Consider the following 23,825-nt stretch of genomic DNA (forward strand, 5'->3'; position numbering starts at 1 on the left):
CCGGGTCAGCCCAGGACGCGGATCGGCGCGCCGGCCAGGAACGCGTCGATGTCCTGCACGGCGTCGCGGAAGTAGGTCTCGTAGTTGCCGCCGGTGACGTACCCGAGATGGGGGGTGGCCAGCACGTTGGGCAGTTTGCGCAGCTCGTGCCCGGCGGGCAGCGGCTCGGTCTCGAACACGTCGAGCCCGGCCCCCGCGATCAGCCCCTCGCGCAGCGCCGACGCCAGCGCGGCCTGGTCGACGATGGCCGCCCGCGAGGTGTTGACCAGGTAGGCGCTGGGCCGCATCAACGCCAGCTCGCGCGCGCCGACCAGCCCGCGGGTGCGCTCGCTCAGCACGAGATGGACGGAGACGACGTCGGACTCGGCGAACAGCTCCTCCTTGGCCACCGCCCGCACGCCCAGCTCCCCGGCGCGCGCCGCGGTCAGGTTCTGGCTCCAGGCGATGACGTCCATGCCGAACGCCTGCCCGATGCGGGCCATCTGCGCCCCGATCTTGCCGAGGCCGAGCAGCCCGAGCGTCCCGCCGTGCAGGTCCATGCCGACGGTGCTCTGCCACGGGCCGTCGGAGCGCATCGCCGTGGCCTCGGGCACCAGGTGGCGGGCCAGGCCGAGGATGAGCGCCCAGGTCAGCTCGGCCGGCGGGGTGGCGGCGCTGCCGGTGCCGCACACGGTGACCCCGCGGGCGCGGGCGGCGTCGAGGTCGACGGAGGCGTTGCGCATGCCCGTGGTGATCAGCAGGCGCAGCCGCGGCAGCCGCTCGAACAGCTCGGCGCCGAACGGGGTGCGCTCCCGCATGACGACCACGATCTCGAAGTCCGCCAGGGCCGCCACCAGCTCGTCCTGGCTGGTGAAGTGGGCCCGGAAGCTCGTGGCCCGGACCCGCGACCAGTCGGCCAGCCCGAGGGCCACGCCCTGGTAGTCGTCGAGGACGGCGCAGCGCAGCATGATCCGTGATCCTACGCCGCGGCCCCCTGCTCCAGCTCCCCGGCGGGGCCGGGGAGCTGGAGCCCGTTCATTCGGCGGCTAGCCTTTCCGCCTCTTCGTGCAACGCCGCGACCAGGATCAGCTCCAGGTTGAGCTCCTCCAGGTCCGGCGACGCCAGACCGTCAAGGACGCGCATGGTGGGCCTCCCTGAACAAAAGACGTCTCAGGTGTCACATAGGTTCACATCTATCTGAAACGTTCTCAGAGGAGGCACGGACCGGAGGGAGGGGAAGTCATTCGGTCAAGGGATCCGGGAATTGTCCCGGGCAAATCGTCAGGCGACTCCCGAAAGGCCGGAATCGCGGTTCAACTCGATGTCCATCTGCATCGCCAGAATCTCCTGCCGCTCCTGGTTGATCCTGCGACAGATGGTGACATATGCGGTCAGCACCTTGGAGTAGGAAGCCCGCGCCTGCTCCAGCTGGCCGCGCAGGCGTTCGATGCGATCGGGGTCGGCGAGCTCCTCGGCCTCGGCCTCGGCCAGCAGCGCGCGGGCCTCGTCCACGATCTCCTCGGCCCGCATCCGCGTACGTCGCAGCATCGCCGAGCACTGGAAGAGCTCCGTCAGGCGCGCTGAGGAACGAGCGAAGTCGGCCTTGCCCATGCCCGTGCCGCCCGCCCGATGCCAGCGAAGATTCGATGCCATTACCGCCACCTCCCCGGTCAAGGTTGCCTAACTGTAGACGTGTGTACCCCGCCGGAGGATGACCTGAGACGCCCACGGAGTAGGTCCCTGATCCCGGCGGAGAGTTTTCTTCCTCTGGCAGGTCGAGGATTTTCCCCTGAAACTCATTCGGTCCCCGGTGAATGTGCTGATTAGAGCCATCTGTGGGGTCTATCCGAAGAATGCAACGAATCGCCGGGGTCGGCAAATAGGTGACTCCAAGACGGCCGATCGCCCCCCGCGGCGACGGGCGTTCGTCACATACTGAAACGACATGGCGGCGCAACGTGACTCCGAGGTGACGGCAGTGGTGGCGATGTCGGCGGCGGGTAACAACGACGAGACGGTCGACGTCAGCGTCGTCATCCCGGTGCACAACTGCCGTCCCTATCTGGACAGGTGTCTCACCTCGGCGCTCGTGCAACGGGTGAAGAAGGAGATCATCGTCGTCGACGACGGCTCCACCGACGGCGGCGCCGAGCTCCTCGACCTCTACGCCGCCTACCACCAGTCCAGCGTCAAGGTCGTGCACATCGAGGGGTCGGGCGGCGCCGGCCGGCCGCGCAACGTCGGCCTCGCCCACGCCACCGGCCGGTACGTCTTCTTCTGCGACGCCGACGACCACCTCGGCCCCGAGGCGCTGGAACGCATGGTCGCCATGGCCGACAGGAACGGCTCCGACATCGTGCTCGGCAAGATCGTGGGCCACGGCAGGCGGGCCCCCGCGTCGATGTTCCAGCAGAACGCCGAGCGCCTGACCCTCGCCGACAGCAACGTCTACAACAGCCTGAGCTGCTTCAAGCTGTTCAGGCGGGAGATGGTCGAGCGCCACGGCATCCGCTTCGCCGAGGACATGCTGGTCGGCGAGGACATCATGTTCACCGTGCACGCCTACTGCCACGCCGGCGTGATCTCGGTGGTCGCCGACTACGACTGCTACCACCTGGTCTCCAGGTCCGACGGCAGCAGCATCATGCAGCAGGCGGGCAGCCGCGACCCGGTCGCCTGGCTGACGATGATCCGGCGGCCCATCCGGCTCATGGCCCGGCACGTCGAGCCCGGCCCGCTGCGCGACCACCTGCTGCGCCGGCACTTCAGGCTCGACGCCTTCAGCCAGCTCGGCGCGGTGTTCCTGGAGAGCGACGACGTGCGCCGCAAGGAGATCGCCCAGGAGGTCGCGGCGCTGTGCGACGAGTGGTTCACCCCCGGCGTGCACGACCGGCTCAACAGCATCGACAGGCAGCGCGTGGCCGCGCTCGGCGACGTCGACCGCCTGGTCCGGCTGGCCCGCATCGAGAGCGCCACCGTGCGGCGGCGGCTGACCGGGCTGCGCTGGGAGGAGGACCACCTGGTGGTGACCGGCACGGCCGGGCTGGAGGGCATCAGCCAGGACGACGGCGTGGCCCTGGTGCTGCGCCCCCGCAACGACCCGCACGGCGAGCTGGTCGTCCCGGCAGAGCGGCAGGGCGCGGAGTTCACCGCCCGGGTGGAGGCCGCCACGCTGGCCTCCGGCATCTGGGACCTGCGGGTGGCGGTCGAGCTGGAGGGGGTGGTGCGCCACGGCAGGCTGGGCGCCGACCGCGACAACGGCGTCACCCGGCCGCAGCCCCGCCTGATCGGCGGCGTGGTGACCCTGCCGTACTTCACCAGGGACAACGGCAACCTGAGCATCGACGTCGGCGGCCACGTCGTCGCCGTGCCGGGCACCGTCCGGCTGGAGCGGACCAGGTGGGGGCTCGGCCATCGGCTCGTCGTGCACGGCGAGGTCAGCGTGGCCGGGCAGGTGCCCGAGAGCGCGGCGATCAGGCAGATCGTCTGGCGCGAACGGCGTACCGGCCGCGAGCGCGCCGAGCGCGTGACGGCGCTGCCCGGGGGCGGGTTCGCGGCCAGGCCGGCGGTGGGCCGGCTCCCGCCCGGCACCTGGGACGCCTACCTGGAGCTCGACCTCGGCGGACCGCCCGCGCTGTTCAGGATCGAGACCGACGCCGACACGGTCGCCGGCCCGCGCAGGTGGCGGGGCGCGGCGTTGCTGCGCAGCGTGCGGCCGTACGCGACCTCGGGCAAGGGGCGGCTGAGCACGGTCGTGCGCCGGCTGACGCCGCGAACGATCCTCAGGAAGCTCCTTCAGTAATTGCCACCTATGTGCAGGTGCAAGGCGATGCTCTAAAGTGAGGAGGATTTGTTCGTCCTTCTGGAGGCGTTGCCGTGCACGTACCCGATGGCTTCTTCAACGCAGCTACATCCGTCTCCGCCGGAGCGGTGGCGGCCGCCGGGGTAGCGGTCTGCCTGCGGGGCGCCCGCCGCGAGCTGGACGACCGGACCGCGCCCATGGCGGGGCTCGTGGCGGCCTTCATCTTCGCGGTCCAGATGCTGAACTTCCCCGTCGCGGCGGGCACCAGCGGCCACCTGCTGGGCGGCGCGCTGGCGGCGATACTCGTGGGGCCCTACACAGGGGTGCTCTGCATGGCCGTGGTGCTGCTGGTGCAGGCGGTGTTCTTCGCCGACGGCGGGCTGACCGCGCTGGGCGTCAACATCACCATCATGGGCATCGTCACCGTGCTGGTCGGGTGGGGCGTCTTCCGGCTGGTCACCGCGATGGCCAGGGGCCGGGGCGGCGTGACGCTCGGGGCCTTCCTCGGGGCGCTGGTCTCGGTGCCGGCCTCGGCGCTGGTGTTCTCCGTGCTGTTCTGGATCGGCGGCACCGCGCCCATCGAGGTGTCGGCCGTGGCCGCGGCCATGGGCGGCGTGCACGTGCTGATCGGCATCGGCGAGGCGCTGATCACCGCCACCACCGTCGCCGCCGTGCTGGCCGTGCGGCCCGACCTGGTGTACGGCGCCCGCGGGCTGGCCAGGCCGCTGGTGCTCAAGGGGGCCGACGGCGCCACCACGACCGTGGACGAGCCGGCGCCGGCGGCCCGGCCGCGCGCGCTCAAGCCGTTCCTGCTGGGCGGGATCGGGCTGACCCTGGTGCTGGCCGGCGTGGTGTCCTTCTTCGCCGCCTCCGACCCCGACGGGCTGGAGGCCGTGGCCGAGAACAAGGGCTTCGGCGACCAGGCGGCCGACCACGCGTTCGGGTCGTGGGCGCTGGCCGACTACGGTGAGGTGGGCGGCATCCCGGTCGGCGTGGCCGGGATCGTCGGCGTCGGGCTCGTGCTGCTCATCGCCGGCGCCGTGGCGTTCGCCGCGCGCAGCCGTACGAACGTGAGGGTCTGATCTGTGAGAGACGGTGAGTGACGGTGGGCGCGGGGCATCGGCACGATCTCTACCTGCCGGTTGACTCCCTCGTCCACCGGCTGCCGCCGCAGTGCAAGCTGCTCGCCGTCTTCGCCTTCGCCGTCGTCGTGGTGGCCACGCCGCGGGAGCGCTTCTGGGCGTTCGCGGTCTACGCGGCGCTGCTCGGGGGCGTCGCGCTGGCCGCGCGGGTGCCGGCCGGGCACGTGCTGCGGCGGATGGTGATCGAGCTGCCGTTCGTGCTGTTCGCGTTCCTGATCCCGGTGATCGGGATGGGCGAGCGCACGACGGTGCTCGGCGTCTCGCTGAGCGTGCCGGGGCTGTGGGCGGCCTGGAACATCCTGGTCAAAGCCACGCTCGGGGTGATCGCCTCGATCCTGCTCGCGGCCACCACCGAGCCGCGGGTCATCCTCCTCGGGGCGCAGCGGCTGCGGCTGCCGAGCCTGCTGGTGCAGATCGCCATGTTCATGCTCAGGTACATGGACGTGATCCTGGAGGAGATGCGGCGGATGCGGGTGGCCCGCGAGTCGCGCGGGTTCGAGGCGCGCAACTTCCGGCAGATCCCGGTGATCGCGCGTTCGGCCGGGGCGCTGTTCATCCGTTCGTACGAGCGGGGGGAGCGGGTGCATCTGGCGATGCTGAGTCGCGGCTACGCTGGACGGATGCCGATAATTCAAGATATTTCGGCATCCATCGGGCAGTGGGCGGCGGCGCTCGTCCTGCCCGTCGTGGCACTCGCGGTTCTGGGGCTCTCATGGTGAACTCTCTGGAGGTCAGTGACCTGGCCTACGCCTACCCCGACGGCACTCAGGCGCTGTTCGGCGTGAACCTGGCGATCGGCCGCGGCGAGCGGGTGGCGCTGCTCGGTCCCAACGGCGCCGGCAAGACGACGCTCGTCATGCACCTCAACGGCATCCTCACCGCCGGGCACGGCAGCGTGGCCGTGGGCGGCGTCCCGGTGCGCAAGGACACGCTCAAGGAGATCAGGCAGCGCGTCGGCCTGGTCTTCCAGGACCCCGACGACCAGCTCTTCATGCCCACGGTCAGGGACGACGTCGCCTTCGGCCCGGCCAACGCCGGACTCAAGGGCGCCGAGCTGGACCGGGTGGTCCACGACGCGCTCGACCGGGTCGGCATGCTGGAGGCCGCCGACCGGCCGCCGCACCACCTGTCGTTCGGCCAGCGGCGCCGGGTGGCGGTGGCCACGGTGCTGGCGATGCGGCCGGAGATCCTGGTGCTCGACGAGCCCTCCTCCAACCTCGACCCGGCCGCGCGCAGGGAGCTGGCCGAGATTCTGCGTTCGCTGGACGTGACGGTGCTCATGGTCACCCACGACCTGCCGTACGCGCTGGAGCTGTGCGAGCGCTCGCTGATCCTGTCGGGAGGCGTGATCGCCGCCGACGGGCCCACGCGCGAGCTGCTGGCCGACGCCGAGCTGCTGGCCGGGCACCGCCTGGAGCTCCCGTACGGCTTCGCCGTCCCGGCCGGGTGAGGCAACCTGGCGCCCAGGTCGCGGGCCGGGCGGCCGGCGGGGTAAGAACCCTCAGCGCCGCGTCCAGCGGGTGATTAGTCCGTTCTAGTCCTTCTGTATCCGGCTCTTCGTAGTTTGTGCATGCCCGCTATCCGGGGATGTCGAAGTACAGTGGCTCATCGAGGAGGGGCCAAATGAAGCTGCGGCTTGCGCGACACGCCCTGGGTGACGCCGTGGTGGTGGCCGTTGAGGGAGAGCTCGATCTGTTCACCGCACCGTTCCTCCGCGACGAGGTCCGCGACGCCATCAAGCAGGACAGCGCCAGGCTCGTGCTCGACCTGCAGCAGTTGTCGTTCATGGACTCCAGCGGTCTGTCGGTGCTGATCGAGGCCTGGCGGCTGGCCACGGGAGAGGGAGGCGGGGTGTCCCTCGCCGCGCCCCAGGCGCCCGTGGCGCGCATCCTGCGGACCACGGGGCTCGACCGGCGGATCAAGGTGTACTCCGACGTCGACAGCGCCGTGGGAGGGATTTAACCCGCCCCGAGTAGAACTTCATTCGGTTGGCGCGTTAAGGTCCGGGATATGGACGTCAACGGATCTGCAGCAATCATCTCCGGCGGTGCCAGCGGCCTCGGCGAGGCGACGGCCCGCGAGCTCGCCCGCGCGGGCGCCACCGTGGTCATCGCCGACCTCAACGAGGAGCGCGGCAAGGCCGTCGCCGACGAGCTCGGCGGCGTCTTCGTCAAGACGGACGTGTCGGACGACGAGCAGGTGCAGGCGGCCGTCGACGCCGCCGTGGCCACGGGCAAGCCGCTGCGCGTCGTGGTCAACAGCGCGGGCATCGGCTGGGCCGAGCGCACGGTCAACCGCGAGGGCAAGCCGCACAACCCGGCCACGTACCGCAAGGTGATCGAGGTCAACCTGATCGGCACCTTCAACCTCATGCGCATCGCCGCGGCGGCCATCGCCGCCACCGAGCCGGTCGACGCCGACGGCCAGCGCGGCGTGGTCATCAACACGGCCTCCGTCGCCGCCCTGGAGGGCCAGACGGGCCAGCTCGCCTACTCGGCCTCCAAGGGCGGCATCGTGGGCATGACGGTCCCCGCCGCGCGCGACCTGGCGGCCATCGGCGTCCGCGTGAACACGATCTGCCCCGGCATCATCGACACCCCCATCTACGGCTTCTCCGGCAACGCCGAGGAGTTCAAGGCCAAGCTCGTGGCCCCCGTGGTCTTCCCCAAGCGCATGGGCCGGGCCGACGAGTTCGCCCACCTGGTGCACTCGCTCGTCCAGAACGACTACATGAACGCCGAAGTCGTGCGCTTCGACGGCGGCATCCGCTTCCAGCCCAAGTGAGGTCCCGTGTCTGACGAAGTGCTCGTCGAGGAGTCCGGCAACGTCGCGGTCATCACCATCAACCGGCCGAAGGCGCGTAACGCGATCAACGGCGCGGTGGCCCGGGGGATCGCCGAGGCGCTGGACACCTTCGACGCCCGCGCCGAGATCTCGGCGTACGTGCTGACCGGCGCCGGGGGCACGTTCTGCGCGGGCATGGACCTCAAGGGGTTCCTGTCCGGCGACTTCCCGGTGGTCGAGGGGCGCGGCTTCGGCGGCATCGCCGAGGCGCCGCCCAAGAAGCCGCTGGTGGCCGCGGTCGAGGGGTACGCGCTGGCGGGCGGCTTCGAGCTCGCCCTGTCGTGCGACGTCATCGTGGCCTCGTCGGAGTCCACGTTCGGGCTGCCCGAGCCGAAGCGCGGGCTGGTGGCGGGCGCGGGCGGGATCATGCGGCTGCCGCGGCGGATCCCGTACCACGTGGCCATGGAGATCGCCCTGACCGGCGACCACTACCCCGCCTCCCGCCTGTACGAGCTGGGCCTGGTCAACCGGATCACCGAGCCGGGGGCCGCCCTGGAGGGCGCGCTGGAACTGGCCCGCAAGATCGCCGCCAACGCCCCCCTGGCGCTCGCGGCGACCAAGAAGGTGATCATCGAGTCCCAGGACTGGCCCCTGGAGGAGATGTTCAAGAAGCAGGGCGCGATCATCAACCCGGTGTTCGGCTCCAAGGACGCCATGGAGGGCGCGGCGGCCTTCGCCGAGAAGCGCGCCCCCCAGTGGAAGGGCGAGTAACCCTCACCCGTACGCCGGCCCCTTCCGCACGTCCGGAAGGGGCCGCGTCAACGCGCGTGCGCGGCGTTTCCTGCGTACGGTAAAGGGGAGGAGACGACCACCAGGAGAGCGCATGAGCGACCATTCGGGTTCCAGGTTCGAGTCGGCCAAGCGCGGCGCCGGCACCTTCCTGTCGAGCGCGATCAAGGCGATCCTCATCCTCGGTTCCATGCTCGCCGTGATGTGGGTCCTGGAGGGCGTCGACTACGTGATGGGCGGCGCGCTCGACTCCTACGGCATCGCCGGCTGGGACGCCGACGGCCTGGTGGGCATCCTCTTCGCGCCGTTCCTGCACGGCGGCTTCGGCCACCTCATGGCCAACTCGCTGCCGCTGCTGGTGCTGGGCTTCCTGGCGGCGGTGCGCGACATCCGCAAGTTCCTCTGGGCCACGCTGCTGATCGTGCTGATCGGCGGCCTCGGCACGTGGGTGTCCAGCCCCGGCGTGATCACGATCGGCGCGAGCGGCCTGATCTTCGGCTACTTCGGCTTCGTGCTGGCCCGGGGCGTGTTCGACCGCCGCCTGGTCGACCTCCTGATCGCCATCGGCGTGGGCGTGGCCTACTACTCGATCCTGTGGGGGCTGCTGCCCAACCAGCAGGGCATCTCGTGGCAGGGCCACCTGTTCGGGCTCCTGGGCGGCGTGGTGGCCGCCTGGGTGCTGCGCCGCAGGAAAGAGCTGCCAGCCCGCTTCTGAGCGCTACAGGTGCGGCTTGGTGCGCTCGGCCGGCGAGCCGGCGAGCATGCGGTCGATGAGCGCCAGGCCGATCGCCGAGGCCACGAACGCCAGGTGGATGATCGTCTGCCACATGATCTTGTCGTTGGGCACGTCACGCGCCCGGATGAACGTCTGCAGCAGGTGCACCGACGAGATGCCCACGATGGCCGTGGCCAGCTTGACCTTCAGCACGTTGGCGTTGACGTGGGAGAGCCATTCGGGCTCGTCGGGATGGTCGTTGAGGTTGATGCGCGAGACGAACGTCTCGTAGCCGCCGATGATCACCATGATCAGCAGGTTGGAGATCATGACGACGTCGATCAGCGCCAGCACCGTCAGCATGACGACGACCTCGGCCGACGTGCCGTCGCCGGTCGCCGGGTGCAGGAAGACGCTGCTGAGCAGGTGCCACAGCTCGGTCATGAACTGCCAGACGTACACCGCCTGGGCCACGATGAGGCCCAGGTAGAGCGGGACCTGCAGCCAGCGGCTGGCGAACATGAGGTAGCCGAGGCTGCGGGGCAGCGCTCGCCCCTGGCCGATCGGGGGCTGTTCGGGCAAGAATGTTTCCTACTGATCGAGCCGGAGGACTGGTGAGTTGGCGAACCTGGGATCCCTGGAACGCGCGATCATGAACGTGCTGTGGGATGCCGGCAGGGCCATGCGCGTGCGGGAGCTCCTGGACAGCCTCAACGAGGACCGCGACCTGGCGTACACGACCGTGCAGACCGTGGCCGAGCGGCTGGTGCGCAAGGGCCTGCTCGTGCGCACGCCCGCGCGCAACGCCTTCCGCTACGCGGCCGCCTGCTCAAGGGCCGAGCACGTCAGCCGCCTGATGCTGGAGGCCCTATCCGTCAGCACCGACAGGCTGCCGGTGCTGACGAGGTTCGCGCAGAGCGTCGAGGAGGCGGACGCCCTGGCGCTCCTGGACGAGCTGGCCCGCCGGACGGGCCGGCGGGCGACGGGCTAGAGGCGCTCGACCACGTGGTCGACGCAGACCGTCAGCGCCTCGACGTCGGACGGCTCGATGGCCGGGAACATCGCGATGCGGAGCTGGTTGCGGCCCAGCTTGCGGTAGGGCTCGGTGTCGACGATGCCGTTGGCGCGCAGCACCTTGGCCACCTCGGCGGCGTCGACGTCGTCGTTGAAGTCGATCGTGCCGACCACCTGCGAGCGGAACTGCGGGGCGGCGAACGGCGTGGCGTAGGACGACTTCTCGGCCCAGGTGTACAGCCGCTGGCTGGACTCGGCGGTGCGGGCGGTGGTCCAGGCCAGGCCGCCGTTGCCGTTCATCCAGTCGAGCTGGTCGGCCAGCAGGAACAGCGTGGCCACGGCCGGCGTGTTGTAGGTCTGGTCCTTGCCGGAGTTGTCGATCGCGATCGGCAGGCTGAAGAACTCGGGGACGTACCGGCCGGAGGCGGCGATCTCCTCGACCCTGGCCAGGGCGCGCGGCGACATGATCGCGATCCACAGGCCGCCGTCGGAGGCGAAGCTCTTCTGCGGCGCGAAGTAGTAGACGTCGGTCTCGGCGATGTCGACCGGCAGGCCGCCCGCGCCGGAGGTGGCGTCGACCAGCACCAGGGAGTCGTCGCCGCCCACGCGGGAGATCGGCATGGCGACGCCGGTCGAGGTCTCGTTGTGGGTGAGGGCGTAGACGTCGACGCCGTCCTCGTCGGCCGCGGTGGGGTGGGTGCCGACGTCGGACTTGATCACGCTCGGGTCGGCCAGCCAGGGCGCCTTCTTGGCGACGGCGGCGAACTTCGAGGAGAACTCGCCGAACGACAGGTGCTGGGACTTCTCCCTGATCAGCCCGAAGGCCGCGATGTCCCAGAACGCGGTGGTGCCGCCGTTGCCCAGCACGACCTGGTAGCCCTCGGGCAGCGAGAACAGGTCGGCGAGCCCGGAGCGCACGCGGCCGACCAGGTTCTTGACCGGCTTCTGGCGGTGGGAGGTGCCCATGAGGCTCGCGCCGGAGGCGGCGAGCGCGGCCAGTTGCTCGGTGCGAACCTTCGAGGGCCCGCAGCCGAAGCGGCCGTCGGCGGGCTTGATGTCAGCGGGAATCACGATGTCAGCCACGTGCCAAGCGTACTGAGGCCGTCCGGGTGACGTCGCACGGGTCCGCCGAATGAGACGCGGAACGGCCCGCCCTTGAGCGGGCGGGCCGTTCATGACACGGGCGAGAACGTGTCAGATCGTGCCGACAACCTCGGAGGCGCCGGGGACGTCGCTCAGCGGACGCGAGGCCGGGCCGATGTAGTTGGCGCTCGGACGCACCAGCCGGCCCGTGAGCTTCTGCTCCAGGATGTGCGCGGCCCAGCCGGCCGTGCGGGCGCAGGTGAACATCGAGGTGAACATGTGCGAGGGCACCTCGGCGAAGTCCAGCACCACGGCCGCCCAGTACTCGACGTTCGTGGCGAGCACCCGGTCGGGCTTGCGGGCGTGCAGCTCCTCCAGGGCGGCCTGCTCCAGCGCCGCCGCGACCTCGTAGCGGGGCGCGTCGAGCTCCTTGGCGGTACGGCGCAGCACGCGGGCGCGCGGGTCCTCCGCGCGGTAGACGCGGTGGCCGAAGCCCATGAGCCGGTTGCCCTTGTCGAGCTCGCTCTGGACGTACTTCTTGGCGTCGCCCAGCTGCTCCACGCCCTCGATCATGTGGAGCACGCGGGCAGGGGCGCCGCCGTGCAGCGGGCCCGACATCGCGCCCACGGCGCCGGAGAGCGCCGCGGCCACGTCGGCGCCGGTGGAGGCGATGACGCGGGCGGTGAACGTGGACGCGTTCATGCCGTGCTCGGCGGCCGAGGTCCAGTAGGCGTCGATGGCCTTGACGTGCTTGGGATCAGGCTCACCGCGCCAGCGGATCATGAAGCGTTCGACGATGGTCTTCGCCTCGTCGACCCGGCTCTGCGGCACCATCGGCAGGCCGAGGCCGCGCGCGGACTGCGCGACGAAGGAGAGTGCCATCACGGAGGCGCGCGCGAGCTGGTCGCGGGCCTCCTCGTCACTGATGTCGAGCAGGGGCTTGAAGCCATAGGCCGGAGCCAGCATGGCCAGCGCACTCTGCACGTCTACGCGGATGTCACCGGAGTGGACAGGGATGGGGTACGGCTCCGCCGGGGGCAGGCCCGGCTGGAACTTGTTGTCGACCAGCAGGCCCCAAACGTGCCCGAACGGGACACGGCCGACCAGCTCCTCGATGTCGACGCCCCGGTATCGAAGGGCGCCCCCTTCTTTGTCCGGTTCCGCGATCTCGGTCTCGAAAGCTACGACGCCTTCGAGGCCGGGTTTGAAGTCGGACATGCTCGGCCGCCTCCCTTTCTTGCCATGTAACGGCAATGCCTTGATGTCGAGATACCGGCGGGTCAATTTAACCCCCTCCCAGGTCATGGTCGGTCTCGGGACCCGCCGAAACGTCAAACCCGCTGGTAGGGAGCCTGCTGTGGGCACGTGTCCCGCGACCTGCGTCAGGCCGCCGAACGCGCCCTAGCGTGGGATCTGCCACATGAGCGCGCAAGAATACCGTCTCGTGGATGCCACCCCGCGCCCGCCCCTGCTGGCGGCGCTACGCCGAACGTACGAGGGCGAGCCGTTGCTCGAGACCGACCTCGCGTCCGACCCCGTCGCGCAGTTCACCGTCTGGTTCCAGGACGCGCTCGAAGCCGGCCTGCCCGAACCCAACGCCATGGTCCTCGCCACCGCCTCCGCGGGCGGCCGGCCGAGCGCCAGGACGGTCCTGCTCAAGGGCTACGACGAGAACGGCTTCGTCTTCTACACCAACTACGAGTCCCGCAAAGGCCGCGACCTGGCCGAGAACGGACGCGCCTCGCTGCTGTTCCCCTGGCACGCCATCCGCCGCCAGATCCGCATCGAGGGCACCGTCGCCCGCATCTCCCACCAGGAGTCGGCCGACTACTACAACTCCCGCCCGTACGGCTCCCGCATCGGGGCCTGGGCCTCGCGGCAGTCGGCGGTCGTGCGCTCGCGCGAGGAGCTCGACGAGCGCTACGAGGAACTGGCCGCCCGCTGGCCGGAGGATCCGCCGGTGCCCGACTTCTGGGGCGGCTTCCGGGTGACGCCGACCGAGGTGGAGTTCTGGCAGGGACAGCTCGACCGGATGCACGACAGGCTGCGCTACCGGCGCACCCGACCCGGTTGGGCCTTGGAGAGACTTGCACCATAAATTGCCTTAGGTGGCATTCGGGGAACTGGTCAAACGTCATCTTGTGGACACAAGGCCGCTGGCCGTGCCCGCGTACCGGCGGATCTGGTCCGGCCAGGCCGTCTCGAACGTGGGCGTCGCCGTCACCGTCGTGGCGGTCGGCCAGCAGGTCTACGAGCTGACCCGGTCCTCGCTCTGGGTGGGCCTGCTCGGCATGGCCAACCTCGTCCCGCTGCTGGTCTTCGGGCTGTGGGGCGGGGCCGTCGCCGACGCCTTCGACCGGCGCAGACTGCTCGTCATCGGCTCGCTCATCACCTGGGCGGCCACCCTGGTCATCCTGGCGCAGGCCCTGCTCGGGCTGGACAACGTGTACCTGATCTTCGCGGCGACGGCGGTCAACGCCACCGGGTTCGCGATCACCGGCCCGACCAGGGGCTCGGTGATCCCGCGCGTCCTCGACCCCGAGCTGGTACCGGCCGCCAACGCGCTCAACTCGCTGGTCTACAGTCTCGGCGCGGTCGCCGGCCCGATGCTCGGCGGCGTGCTGCTGGCCACCGGCGGCGACCACCCCAACTACGCCGCCGCCTACGCGGCGGACGCCCTGCTGTTCAGCGCCGGCCTCTACGCGGCCCTCAGGCTGCCCGCCCTGCCCCCGCTGGGCGAGGTGACACGTCCGGGAGCCCGGGCGGTCTGGGAGGGCCTCAGCTTCATCGCCAGGAGCCCGGTGCTGCTGATGTCGTTCGTCGTGGACATCATCGCGATGGTGTTCGCCATGCCGCGCGCCCTCTACCCCGAGCTGGCCGCCGATCGTTTCGGCGGCTCGATGACCGCGCTCGGCTGGGTGACCTCCGCCATGGCGATCGGCTCGGTCGCCGGCGCGCTGTTCTCCGGCTGGGTGGGCCGGATCTCGCGGCAGGGCGTCGCGCTCGTGCTGGCCATCGCCATGTGGGGGCTCGCCGTCGCGGCCGCGGGGCTGGTGCGCGAGCTGTGGCTGGTCGTGGCGTTCATGGCGGTCGGCGGCGTGGCCGACGTGATCTCGTCGGTGTGGCGGCAGTCGATCCTGCAGCTCTACGCCCCCGACGAGATGCGCGGGCGGATGCAGGGCGTGTTCATGGTGGTCGTGGCGGGCGGCCCACGCCTCGGCGACCTGCGCGCCGGCGCGACCGCGACCGCCTTCGGGCTCACCGGCGCCTGGGTGGGCGGGGGACTGGCGTGCGCGGTCACCGTGCTCGTCGTCGGCCTGTCGGTGGCCGGGTTCCGCGACTACCGCTCCGACACCCGCGCCGCGGCCTTGAGGTCGGAGACGAAGCCCGCGTAGGCCGCGTCCCTGTCGGGCGCGCGCAGCACCGCCGAGGGGTGGATCGTGGCCACCGCCAGCGCGTCGCCGAGCGGCACCGGCTCGCCCCTGTGCTCGGTCAGCCGGAACGCCCGGCCCAGCAGCGACCTGGCCGCCGTCGCGCCGAGCACCACCACCACGTCCGGACGCACCAGCTCCAGCTCCGCGCCGAGCCACGGCCGGCACGCCTCGATCTCGGCGACCGTCGGTTTCTGATGAATTCTTCTCTTCCCCCTGGGAGTGAAGGAGAAATGCTTGACAGCGTTCGTCAGATAAACCGCGTCCCGTTCGATTCCCGCTTCCTCCAGCCCCCGATCCAGCACGCGCCCCGACGGCCCCACGAACGGATGCCCCTCGCGGTCCTCGCGATCTCCCGGCTGCTCGCCCACCAGCATGAAACGGGCCTGCTCGGGGCCCTCGCCGAACACCGTCTGGGTGGCCTTCGCATACAGGTCGCAGCCCTCGCAGCGGGCCGCCGCCGTCCGCAGGGAGCCGAGGTCGCGCCGGGCGGGAAGGAACTCGGCCGCTCCGTTGTTGCCGTCCTTAACCATCGTCGGTCGTTCTCCCAATAGGGTTCCTGATGACTTCTGTGCCCGTAGCGGACGGGCTCAGTCCCCGCCACGACCGGCGTAGCATTTCAGTTGGGAGGAGCCTTGACCGCACACGGCCTGATCGACACGACGGAGATGTATCTCCGCACGATTTACGAGCTCGAAGAGGAGGGCATCGTCCCCCTTCGCGCCCGCATCGCGGAGCGCCTCCAGCAGAGCGGACCCACCGTGAGCCAGACCGTCGCCCGCATGGAGCGCGACGGCCTCGTCCGCGTCGAGGGCGACCGGCACCTGTCGATGACCGACCTGGGCCGCACGCTGGCCACGCGCGTGATGCGCAAGCACCGCCTGGCCGAATGCCTGCTCACCCAGGTCATCGGCCTTCCCTGGGAAGAGGTGCACATCGAGGCGTGCCGATGGGAGCACGTCATGTCCGAGTCGGTCGAGGCGCGGCTGGTGACGCTGCTCGACAACCCCACGGTCTGCCCGCACGGCAACCCCATCCCGGGGCTGGCCGAGCTGGGGGCGCCGGAGGTGACCGACGGCGCGGCCAACGTCCTGACCTCGATGTCCGAGGCCGCCGGGCCGCGTGACATTCCGGTCGTGGTGCGCCGGATCAGCGAACAAGTGCAAAGCGATCCTGCTGTGATGCTTAAACTCAAGCAAGTTGGGATACAACCCGGACGCGAGGTGACGCTCGCGGCGAGCGACGACGGTGTGCGGGTGACAGGTGACGGTGACGCGAACGACACTCCCGCGGAGCTTCCGCGTGACGTTGCCGCGCACGTTTTTGTCTCCAAGCGCTGACGCGCGCGCAGCCACTTGGTTGAATCCCTCTTGGGAGGCCCTCCACTCTCCCCTGGCCAAGACAGTTGCAGGAGCACCCGTGGTCCGCTGTGCGCACAAGCCACCCCAAGGAGTGGTCTCCGGATGAAGCGATGGGGGGATCTGTCACAAGAAACGGCTGATCACCTTGGTGCCGGGTCCGTTTTGGACCATGCCGAAATGGCAGTGGTCGTGACAGACCGCTTCAGCAATCTCCTCTACTGGAATCCCTTCGCCGAGCAGCTGTTCGGCCGTCCCGGCAACGCGCCGGCGCGTGACGCGTCCGTCCTGTCCCTCGGGATCATGGAGAAGGACCACCCGCTGGCGATCGAGCTGGCCAAGCACGTGCTCAAGGGCGGCGTGTGGGAGGGCACGTTCGACGTCAGGCGCGGCGACGGCACGATCGTCTACGTCCGCGCCCAGGCCGTGCCGCTGCGCCACCCGTCCGGGGCGGTCACCGGCATCGTCATCCTGGCCCGCGAGGCCCTGCGCAGCAACGAACGCGAGAAAGACCGTTTCGGGCTCCTCGAACGCATCGGCGAGCGGCTGGCCGGCTCTCTCTACGTCGAGGAGACGCTCAAGCGGGTGGCCGAGATGCTCGTGCCGCAGTTCGCCGACCACTGCTTCATCGAGCTCATGGAGGGCGACCGGCTGGTCCGCCGGGTCTCCGAGCACGTCCAGGGCTGGACCCCGCCCGCGGGCACGTGGAAGCCGGTGGGCGCGGAGATCCGCTACCCCTCTGGCCACTACGCCGACACCGCGCTGCGCCGCCAGGAGACCATCCTCGTCGAGGACTTCTCCACCACCAGCTACCCGATGCCCCACGAGGGCAGCGCGCGCCTGGCCAGCGAGATCGGCATGACCTCGGCCATCGTCGCCCCCCTGCTGGTGCGCGGCGAGACGCTGGGCCTGATGTACCTCGGCCTGTCCAACCTGACCGACCGGCGCAGCCCCCACTACGACGCCTTCGACCGCGACTTCGTGGGCGCCATCGCCACCCGCGTGGCCCTCGCGATCGACAACGCGCTGCTGTTCGAGGAGGAGCGCCACACCGCCGAGTCGTTCCAGAAGCACCTGCTGCCCAGGGCGCTGCCCCAGCTCGACGGCCTCGACATCGCGGTGCGCTACTACCCGGCGGCCCCCCTCGCCTCCCACGGCCAGGGCATCCAGACCCAGGTCGGCGGCGACTGGTACGACGTGATCCCGCTCTCGGCCGGCCGCGTCGGCATCGTGATCGGCGACGTCGAGGGCAGAGGCGCCAAGGCCGCGGCCATCATGGGCCAGCTCAGGGCGGCGCTGCGCGCCTTCGCACAGGACGACAAGTCGCCCGCCGACATCCTCGCCAGGCTCGACGAGTGGACCCGCATCATCGCCACCCCCGAGCAGGACGACAACGGCGCCGACGTCAGCATCCCGCCCATCGTCACCTGCCAGTACCTCGTCTACGACGCCTGGTCCCGGCAGCTCTCCTTCGCCAACGCCGGGCACGCGCCGCCGCTGCTGGTGGTCGACGGCCAGTGCCTGGAGATGGACATCGAGGAGGTCGGCCAGCCGCTCGGCGTCCGGGCCAAGGGCCTGCACGCCGACCTCGTCTACAAGGAGGAGACCCGCACCCTCCCGCCGGGCGCGGCGCTGCTGCTCTACACCGACGGCCTGGTCGACCGGCGTCCGGGCCGCGACGGCCGGATGCCGAGCGAGGAGGAGACGCTCGGCGTGCTGTGCGAGAAGCTCGCCAAGATGGCCGACGCCGACGTCGAGCGCATCGCCGACGCCGCCACGATCGCGGTGCCCGGCGAGATCGACGACGACATGGCGATCCTGGTCGTCCGCTCCAGCGACGTCGACCTCGACGTCGAGGAGCGCACCTTCCCGGCCCAGCCGATCATGGTCGGCGAGGCGCGCCGGATGGCCTCCGAGGCGTTCTCCGGCTGGAACGTGCCCGAGGAACGCGCCGAGCTGGCCTGCCTGCTGGTCTCCGAGGTCGTCACGAACGTGGTGCTGCACGCCTCCACCGCCAACTCCCCGCGCCGGGAGCTGGTCGTCGAGGGGCCGCCGCTGCCGTTCGAGGAGTCCTGGGACATGCCGGGCTTCGAGGAGGAGCCGATCGGCGACAAGGAGTTCACGCTGCGGCTGCGCAGGGGCGAGGAGTCGGTCTGGGTCGAGGTGTTCGACCAGGACCTGCGCCTGCCCCGCATCCGCAGCGCCGGGGAGAACGACGAGGGCGGCCGCGGCCTCTACCTGGTCGACCAGCTCGCCAAGCGCTGGGGATCCCGTCCCACCAGGGAAGGCAAAGCGGTCTGGTTCGAGATTCCCACCCGGAGCAGGTGAGTGGTTCACTGGGCCGCATGGAGCTGGCCTTCGAACGCCGGGGCACCGGCGAGCCGCTGATCCTCGTCCACGGCATCGGGCATCACTGGCAGGCGTGGTTGCCGGTGATGGACCGGCTGGCCGCCGACCACACGGTGATCGCCGTCGACCTGCCCGGTTTCGGGGTGTCGCCGCGGCTGCCCGCGGGCATCCCGTACACCGCGGAGTCGCTGGCGGACGCGGTCGAGTCGTTCTGCGCGCTGCTCGGCGTCCGGGAGCCGCACGTGGTGGGCAACTCGCTCGGCGGCTACATCGCCCTCGAACTGGCCTCGCGCGGCGTCGTGCGCGCGGCGACCGCGCTGTCGCCGGCCGGCTTCTGGTCGCGCTCCGAGCTGCTCTACTGCCAGACGACGCTGAAGGCCCTGCGGAACTCGGCGCGCGCGATGTCGCCGGAGCAGGCGGCCAGGGCGGCCGGCAACCCGTTCATGCGGGCGGTGTCCAGCGGGGTGCTGGTGGCCCGTCCGAGCCGGCTCGACCCCGCCGGGCTGGTCGCGGCCACGCAGGCGCTGGCCGGGGCGGCGGGCTTCGACGAGACGCTGGAGTCGTTCGGCGGCCTGATGCCGCCCGCCCCGCCGAAGACGCCCATCACGATCGCCTGGGGCGAGCGCGACCGGTTGCTGCCGCGCCGCCAGGCCGTGCGCGCGGCGCGCTGGTCGGGGCAGCGGGTCAGGCTGCTCAAGGGCTGCGGGCACGTGCCGATGAGCGACGATCCGGAGCTGGTGGCCCGGGTGGTGCTGGAGGCCGACCGAGCGGCCTCCTAACGTTCGGCGTTGGCCGCCATGCGGCGCAGCACCTCGACGGCGGTCCGGTACTCCTGCGGGCTCACGCCGTGGGTGACCTGCTGCCGGAAGCGGGTGACGCGCTCGGAGACGGCCGTGTGCACGGCCCGGCCCTCGTCGGTCAGCCGCCCGTCCGCCAGCCATCCCTTCGACGTCAGGCCCTGTACGGCCGCCTCCACCCCCTCGAACGGCGCCAGCGCGGTGGCGTTCTCCCCTTGGGCGGTGGCGTGGAGCAGCTGCCATTCCCTGCGCGAGGCACCGTGGGCGGCCAGGGCCTGCCCCATCGCGCTCTCCAGCAGGTTGTCGAGGTGCTTCACCCAATATCCGATAGGTCTGTCCATGCATGTACAATAGCAACTATATGTATGAAGACAAGGAAATTGCCGCGATCGAGCAGGCGATGGTGGCGATCAGGCGCAGGCAGAGCAGGCGGGCGCTGGCCCGGCAGCACGGCGCGGCGGGCCCTGAGTTCGAGGTGCTCGACGTGATCGAGGCCGCCGGTGGGCGGCTCACCGTGTCGGCGGTCGCCGAGGCGCTCAACGTCGACCAGCCGCGGGCCAGCCGGCTCGTGACGGCCGCTGTGACGGCGGGGCTGGTGCGGCGGGAGGCCGACCAGGCCGACGGACGGCGGGCCTGGCTCGTGCTGACCGACGCGGGCGCCGCCGCGCTCGCGCAGGCCAGGCAGGCCCGGCAGGCGGCCTTCGCCTCGGCCACCGCCGGGTGGTCGGCGGCCGAGCGGGCCGAGTTCGCCCGGCTGCTGACGCGGTTCGTGCAGGCGATGCCGGGATGAGCTGCGCCGGCCTCAGCGCATCGTCTGGCCCCAGACGAGCAGCATGGCGATGACGAAGACGATCATCACGCCCGCGTAGCCGACAGGGCCGAGCCGGAACGCCCTGCGCACGCGGTTGAGCCCCCAGGCGAACAGTAACGCCAGGAAAACGAGGAGGATCAGGCCGCCGTCCATGCTGACAGTATGCGGCGCGGCCCGGCCGGGCGCGCGCCGGCCGTCAGAATCCGAAGGACCGGCCGATGATCTCCTTCATGATCTCGGTGGTGCCGCCGTAGATGGTCTGGACGCGGCTGTCCAGCCACGCCTTGGCGACCGGGTACTCCATCATGTAGCCGTAGCCGCCGTGGAGCTGGAGGCAGCGGTCGATGACCTTGTTCTGCAGCTCGGTCGTCCACCATTTGGCCTTGGCGGCGTCCACGGCGGTGAGCTGCCGGGCGTTGAGCGCCAGGATGCACTTGTCCACGTAGTGGCGGGCGATGTCCGTCTCGGTCGCCAGCTCGGCCAGGACGAAGCGGGTGTTCTGGAACGAACCGATGTTGCGGCCGAACGCCTGGCGGGTCTTGCAGTACTCGATCGTCTGCTCCAGCACCGTCTCCGCCGCGGCCACCGCCGCCACGGCGATCGACAGGCGTTCCTGGGGCAGGTTGTTCATCAGGTGGAAGAAGCCCTCGCCCTCCTTCGGGCCGAGGCGGTTGGCGACGGGCACGCGCACGTTCTCGAAGAACAGCTCGGCGGTGTCCTGGGCCTTCATGCCGACCTTGTCCAGGTTCCGGCCGCGGTTGAAGCCCTCCATGCCGCGCTCGACCACGATCAGCGTCGTTCCCCTGGCCCCCGCCTCGGGGTCGGTCTTGGCGACCACGACCACCAGGTCGGCGTTGACGCCGTTCGTGATGAACGTCTTCTGGCCGTTGACCACGTAGTGGTCGCCCTCGCGGACGGCGGTGGTCCTGATGCCCTGCAGGTCGCTGCCGGCGCCCGGCTCGGTCATCGCGATCGCGGTGATGAGCTCGCCGGAGGCGAAGCCGGGCAGCCAGCGCTGCTTCTGCTCGTCGTCGGTGAGCTCGACGACGTACGGGGCCATGACGTCGTTGTGCAGCGAGAAGCCCAGGCCGGAGGCGCCGGTCCTGATGATCTCCTCGACGATCACCGCGTTGTAGCGGAAGTCGGTGATGCCGGATCCGCCGTACTCCTCGGGGACGCCGAAGCCGAACATGCCGATCTCGCCGGCCTTCTTCCAGACCTCGCGGGGCACGATGCCGTCCTTCTCCCACTGCCCGTGGTGCGGCACGACCTCGCGGGCCATGAACTCGCGCACGGTCTCCCTGAAGAGCAGGTGCTCCTCGTCGAAGAGGTCTCGCTGCATCGATTCGCCTCCAAGCAGGTGTGGTGCACGACAGAATACGATTCTGTTACCCGGAGGTATACCCGCTTTCGCGGCGAGGGAGGCGGCGGGGGACACGGCAGGGGACACGGCTTCATCACAAGTGCTGGAACTTGGGGGAAACCGCCTGCGTTGCGGGTGTTTTCGACTCTAAGATCTACCCTCGGTCTATTTGTGATGATCGGAGTGTCCCGTGAGTCGGTGGCGCAAGTCGTTGCTCGCCGCGTCGATCGCATCGGTGGCGGCCGTCGGGGTCGTCGCGTTGCCCGGCGTCCCGGCCTCGGCCGCACCGGCCGACCTGGACGTGCAGTACGAATGCGTTCCCTCCGGGGCCGACAGCATCGTGCGGCACGGCCCGGTGCGTCTGGACACCCATCTCACCTTCGCCACCGACCTGGTGGTCGGCGACCCGCTCAACTTCACCTGGAAGCTCGACTACGCCGACCACGGACGGCTCCAGTCGCCCGGCTACTTCGCCCCGGGCGCCAACGTGCACGCCACCGGCAACGTCGAGCTGGCCAGCAGCTGGCAGGGCATCCTGCAGCCGAAGGGCTCTGTCGAGCAGAAGGGCAAGCTGCGCCCCGACGGCGAGCTGTCGCTGCCCGAGTCCCTGAACGACCCCGGTCTGATCGACAAGGTCGGGACCATCAAGGTCACGCCGAAGGACATCGAGCTCGACTTCACCCCGCCGGACGGCACGGTCGTCGCCAACGACGGCAACGAGACCGACAACCCGACCGACATGAAGATCAACTACGGCCCCGGCTGGAGCTCGATCGACGACCGTCCGGGCTCGGAGAACCACGTGCACAACGACCTGCACGAGACCAACGACCTCGGCGCCTGGGCCGAGCTGAGCTTCACCGGCACCGGCGTGGAGTACATCGGGCCGCACGACAAGGACGCCGGCCCGGTGGACATCTACATCGACGGCGGCAAGGTGGCCACCGAGGACCCCTCGCGCTCCGACGACGACCTGCCCGTCAACGACGACCTCGACGGCGGCTACACGATCTGGAAGTCGCCGGAGCTGAAGTACGGCAAGCACACCATCAGGATCGTGAACGCCTCCAGCAAGCCCGCCTGGCTCGACGCGTTCAAGGTGTCCACCAACACCGCCAAGATCCCGACGGGCTACCACGGCGCGAAGTGCAAGCTCGTGGGCGGGCCGGTGTCGGTGACGGTGACCGTACGGGACAAGTCGGGACCGACGAACAGTCAGACCCCCACCAACACGCCGACGAACACCCCTACCAACACGCCGACGAACACTCCCACCAACACGGGCACGTCCACGGCGACCAGCACCCCCACGCGGCGCCATTCCCAGCCCACCCCGACCAACGGGCTCGGGCACGTGGTCGTGGTGCCGGCGGTCACGGGGACGAGCACGAGCACGGCCACGCCCACCGCGACCGGCCCCACGGCGACCACGTACGTCAGGGCGCAGGTGGCCAAGGTCCCCAAGGGCGGGGTGGACACCGGTGAGGCGCCCGACGAGCCGGACCGGCCGTACGGGCTGATGGCCAGTGGGGCGATGTTGCTCATGGGCAGCGCGGGCGGCGGGCTCGTCCTGCGCCGCCGCAGGGCCGCGCACGCGGGAGGAACGAAGTGATGGCCGAGCAGAAGACTCCGATGCAGCGGGCGATGCCCGGACTGCTGATCGCCGGTTCGCTGGCCGGCGTCGGCGCGATCATGGTGGGCCTGCTCTCCGTGGCGCCCAAGGTGGACGACGGCTCCGGCACGCTGGCCGCCGCCGACCGGCCGACCGCCGTGCAGATCGAGAACGCGGGCGCGTTCGTGCTGCCCGCGACCGTGGGACCGGGCGGCAAGGGCGCGACGCTGACCCCGGCCCGGCCGGACGCGCCGCCGCCGCTGGCCGCGGCCCCGACCGTGCCGCCGATCCCCAAGGCGAGGACGAAGGCCGCCAAGGCCAAGGCGAGGCCCAGCCGGATCAAGATCCCCAAGATCAAGGTGAACGCCCCCATCGGCGGCGTCACCGTGGACATCAAGGGCAACCTGGGCACCCCGCCGCTGACCCGGCCGAACCAGACCGGCTGGTACCGCTTCTCGCCGGTGCCCGGCGAGCTCGGGCCCGCGATCATCAACGGCCACGTCAGCACCCGCAAGGGCCCCGCCGTCTTCGACCGCCTGCGCGAGCTGGCCAAGGGCGACCAGATCTACGTGTACCGGTCGGACGGCAAGGTCACCCGGTTCACGGTGAGCGGGATCGAGCAGGTCAGCAAGTCGGCGTTCCCGACGTCCCGCGTGTACGGGAACACCAAGGACTCGCAGCTCCGGCTGATCACGTGTGGCGGCGTCTTCAACAAGGAGGCGCACAGCTACACGGACAACATCGTGGTGTACGCGACGTTGTCGAAGAAGAAGGGCTGATGGGGTTTTTGGGGCGA

26 protein-coding genes are annotated in these 23,825 nt (G+C 70.4%); 17 read left to right on the forward strand and 9 right to left on the reverse strand.

Translation table 11 applies throughout. The features are described 5' to 3' along the window. Positions 1-5: 5 nt before the first annotated feature. Both ACIBQ8_RS37640 and ACIBQ8_RS37645 read right to left on the reverse strand, forming a co-directional pair. Positions 6-947 carry a D-2-hydroxyacid dehydrogenase family protein gene (locus tag ACIBQ8_RS37640; protein WP_397194439.1) on the reverse strand — a complete coding sequence of 314 codons (942 nt, stop codon included), beginning with the start codon at positions 945-947 and terminating at the stop codon, positions 6-8. Positions 948-1,260: 313 nt separating this feature from the next. Beyond that, positions 1,261-1,632 carry a hypothetical protein gene (locus ACIBQ8_RS37645; RefSeq protein ID WP_397194440.1) on the reverse strand — a complete coding sequence of 124 codons (372 nt, stop codon included), beginning with the start codon at positions 1,630-1,632 and terminating at the stop codon, positions 1,261-1,263. A 292-nt stretch (positions 1,633-1,924) separates the two neighbouring features. Between ACIBQ8_RS37645 and ACIBQ8_RS37650 the strand changes: the two genes are divergently transcribed. From ACIBQ8_RS37650 to ACIBQ8_RS37685, 8 genes are all read left to right on the forward strand, one after another. Beyond that, positions 1,925-3,781 (forward strand): glycosyltransferase family 2 protein, encoded by a 1,857-nt coding sequence (locus tag ACIBQ8_RS37650; RefSeq protein WP_397194441.1) that lies wholly within the window; start codon positions 1,925-1,927, stop codon positions 3,779-3,781. Positions 3,782-3,855: 74 nt separating this feature from the next. Further along, positions 3,856-4,863 (forward strand): energy-coupling factor ABC transporter permease, encoded by a 1,008-nt coding sequence (locus ACIBQ8_RS37655; protein WP_397173442.1) that lies wholly within the window; start codon positions 3,856-3,858, stop codon positions 4,861-4,863. Between the two features lie 23 nt (positions 4,864-4,886). After that, positions 4,887-5,642: a cobalt ECF transporter T component CbiQ gene (gene cbiQ / locus ACIBQ8_RS37660; RefSeq protein ID WP_397173444.1), complete on the forward strand. Its 756-nt coding sequence runs from the start codon at positions 4,887-4,889 to the stop codon at positions 5,640-5,642. Then, entirely contained in the window at positions 5,636-6,373 is a 738-nt protein-coding gene (locus ACIBQ8_RS37665) for an ABC transporter ATP-binding protein (protein ID WP_352322298.1), read from the forward strand. The genes cbiQ and ACIBQ8_RS37665 overlap by 7 nt, the downstream gene beginning before the upstream one ends. Positions 6,374-6,546: 173 nt before the next feature. Then, entirely contained in the window at positions 6,547-6,885 is a 339-nt protein-coding gene (locus ACIBQ8_RS37670; RefSeq protein ID WP_138689510.1) for an STAS domain-containing protein, read from the forward strand. 48 nt (positions 6,886-6,933) lie between these two features. Next, positions 6,934-7,707 carry an SDR family NAD(P)-dependent oxidoreductase gene (locus ACIBQ8_RS37675; RefSeq protein ID WP_397173447.1) on the forward strand — a complete coding sequence of 258 codons (774 nt, stop codon included), beginning with the start codon at positions 6,934-6,936 and terminating at the stop codon, positions 7,705-7,707. Between the two features lie 6 nt (positions 7,708-7,713). Further along, entirely contained in the window at positions 7,714-8,478 is a 765-nt protein-coding gene (locus ACIBQ8_RS37680) for a crotonase/enoyl-CoA hydratase family protein (protein WP_357967301.1), read from the forward strand. 112 nt (positions 8,479-8,590) lie between these two features. After that, positions 8,591-9,211 (forward strand): rhomboid family intramembrane serine protease, encoded by a 621-nt coding sequence (locus tag ACIBQ8_RS37685; RefSeq protein WP_397173449.1) that lies wholly within the window; start codon positions 8,591-8,593, stop codon positions 9,209-9,211. A gap of 3 nt (positions 9,212-9,214) precedes the next feature. Here ACIBQ8_RS37685 and ACIBQ8_RS37690 read toward each other — a convergent pair whose 3' ends face one another. Next, positions 9,215-9,793, reverse strand: coding sequence for a TIGR00645 family protein (locus ACIBQ8_RS37690; protein ID WP_358289220.1), 579 nt, complete (start codon positions 9,791-9,793; stop codon positions 9,215-9,217). Positions 9,794-9,830: 37 nt separating this feature from the next. Here ACIBQ8_RS37690 and ACIBQ8_RS37695 point away from each other — a divergent pair, with 37 nt between their 5' ends. Continuing rightward, a complete protein-coding gene (locus ACIBQ8_RS37695; RefSeq protein WP_397173450.1) occupies positions 9,831-10,202 on the forward strand; it encodes a BlaI/MecI/CopY family transcriptional regulator in 372 nt (123 codons plus the stop codon). Here ACIBQ8_RS37695 and serC read toward each other — a convergent pair. Together serC and ACIBQ8_RS37705 are read right to left on the reverse strand one after the other, a co-directional pair. Next, positions 10,199-11,308 carry a phosphoserine transaminase gene (gene serC, locus ACIBQ8_RS37700; protein ID WP_397173451.1) on the reverse strand — a complete coding sequence of 370 codons (1,110 nt, stop codon included), beginning with the start codon at positions 11,306-11,308 and terminating at the stop codon, positions 10,199-10,201. The genes ACIBQ8_RS37695 and serC overlap by 4 nt on opposite strands. A gap of 111 nt (positions 11,309-11,419) precedes the next feature. After that, positions 11,420-12,526 carry a citrate synthase 2 gene (locus tag ACIBQ8_RS37705; protein ID WP_352322285.1) on the reverse strand — a complete coding sequence of 369 codons (1,107 nt, stop codon included), beginning with the start codon at positions 12,524-12,526 and terminating at the stop codon, positions 11,420-11,422. 202 nt (positions 12,527-12,728) lie between these two features. Here ACIBQ8_RS37705 and pdxH point away from each other — a divergent pair, with 202 nt between their 5' ends. Continuing rightward, positions 12,729-13,406, forward strand: a complete 678-nt coding sequence (pdxH, locus tag ACIBQ8_RS37710) for a pyridoxamine 5'-phosphate oxidase (protein ID WP_397194442.1) — start codon at positions 12,729-12,731, stop codon at positions 13,404-13,406. Between the two features lie 43 nt (positions 13,407-13,449). Beyond that, on the forward strand, positions 13,450-14,703 hold the full coding sequence (locus ACIBQ8_RS37715) for an MFS transporter (protein ID WP_397194443.1): 1,254 nt from the start codon (positions 13,450-13,452) through the stop codon (positions 14,701-14,703). Here ACIBQ8_RS37715 and ACIBQ8_RS37720 read toward each other — a convergent pair. After that, positions 14,649-15,272, reverse strand: a complete 624-nt coding sequence (locus ACIBQ8_RS37720; protein WP_397194444.1) for a UdgX family uracil-DNA binding protein — start codon at positions 15,270-15,272, stop codon at positions 14,649-14,651. The genes ACIBQ8_RS37715 and ACIBQ8_RS37720 overlap by 55 nt on opposite strands. Before the next feature lie 102 nt (positions 15,273-15,374). Between ACIBQ8_RS37720 and ACIBQ8_RS37725 the strand changes: the two genes are divergently transcribed. From ACIBQ8_RS37725 to ACIBQ8_RS37735, 3 genes are all read left to right on the forward strand, one after another. After that, positions 15,375-16,079 (forward strand): metal-dependent transcriptional regulator, encoded by a 705-nt coding sequence (locus ACIBQ8_RS37725; RefSeq protein ID WP_352355373.1) that lies wholly within the window; start codon positions 15,375-15,377, stop codon positions 16,077-16,079. A 123-nt stretch (positions 16,080-16,202) separates the two neighbouring features. Then, the gene (locus ACIBQ8_RS37730) at positions 16,203-18,425 is read left to right on the forward strand and encodes a SpoIIE family protein phosphatase (protein WP_397173458.1); all 2,223 of its coding nucleotides are present in this window, start codon (positions 16,203-16,205) and stop codon (positions 18,423-18,425) included. Further along, on the forward strand, positions 18,422-19,225 hold the full coding sequence (locus ACIBQ8_RS37735) for an alpha/beta fold hydrolase (RefSeq protein WP_397173460.1): 804 nt from the start codon (positions 18,422-18,424) through the stop codon (positions 19,223-19,225). The genes ACIBQ8_RS37730 and ACIBQ8_RS37735 overlap by 4 nt, the downstream gene beginning before the upstream one ends. Here ACIBQ8_RS37735 and ACIBQ8_RS37740 read toward each other — a convergent pair. Continuing rightward, complete coding sequence (locus ACIBQ8_RS37740) at positions 19,222-19,584, reverse strand: MarR family winged helix-turn-helix transcriptional regulator (protein WP_397173462.1); 363 nt, start codon at positions 19,582-19,584, stop codon at positions 19,222-19,224. The genes ACIBQ8_RS37735 and ACIBQ8_RS37740 overlap by 4 nt on opposite strands. A gap of 20 nt (positions 19,585-19,604) precedes the next feature. Between ACIBQ8_RS37740 and ACIBQ8_RS37745 the strand changes: the two genes are divergently transcribed. Then, the gene (locus tag ACIBQ8_RS37745; protein WP_397173464.1) at positions 19,605-20,033 is read left to right on the forward strand and encodes a MarR family winged helix-turn-helix transcriptional regulator; all 429 of its coding nucleotides are present in this window, start codon (positions 19,605-19,607) and stop codon (positions 20,031-20,033) included. A 12-nt stretch (positions 20,034-20,045) separates the two neighbouring features. Here the strand turns inward: ACIBQ8_RS37745 and ACIBQ8_RS37750 are convergent, their stop codons facing one another. Further along, a complete protein-coding gene (locus ACIBQ8_RS37750; protein WP_352355363.1) occupies positions 20,046-20,207 on the reverse strand; it encodes a hypothetical protein in 162 nt (53 codons plus the stop codon). A gap of 43 nt (positions 20,208-20,250) precedes the next feature. Beyond that, positions 20,251-21,396 carry an acyl-CoA dehydrogenase family protein gene (locus ACIBQ8_RS37755; protein ID WP_397173466.1) on the reverse strand — a complete coding sequence of 382 codons (1,146 nt, stop codon included), beginning with the start codon at positions 21,394-21,396 and terminating at the stop codon, positions 20,251-20,253. A 211-nt stretch (positions 21,397-21,607) separates the two neighbouring features. Here ACIBQ8_RS37755 and ACIBQ8_RS37760 point away from each other — a divergent pair, with 211 nt between their 5' ends. Together ACIBQ8_RS37760 and ACIBQ8_RS37765 are read left to right on the forward strand one after the other, a co-directional pair. After that, entirely contained in the window at positions 21,608-23,029 is a 1,422-nt protein-coding gene (locus ACIBQ8_RS37760) for a hypothetical protein (RefSeq protein WP_397194445.1), read from the forward strand. Then, complete coding sequence (locus tag ACIBQ8_RS37765) at positions 23,029-23,808, forward strand: class F sortase (protein WP_397173470.1); 780 nt, start codon at positions 23,029-23,031, stop codon at positions 23,806-23,808. Before ACIBQ8_RS37760 ends, ACIBQ8_RS37765 begins: the two co-directional genes overlap by 1 nt. Positions 23,809-23,825: the final 17 nt, after the last annotated feature.

Origin of the sequence: Nonomuraea sp. NPDC049646, assembly GCF_044465525.1 — a bacterium.
In the GTDB taxonomy this organism is placed as follows: domain Bacteria; phylum Actinomycetota; class Actinomycetes; order Streptosporangiales; family Streptosporangiaceae; genus Nonomuraea.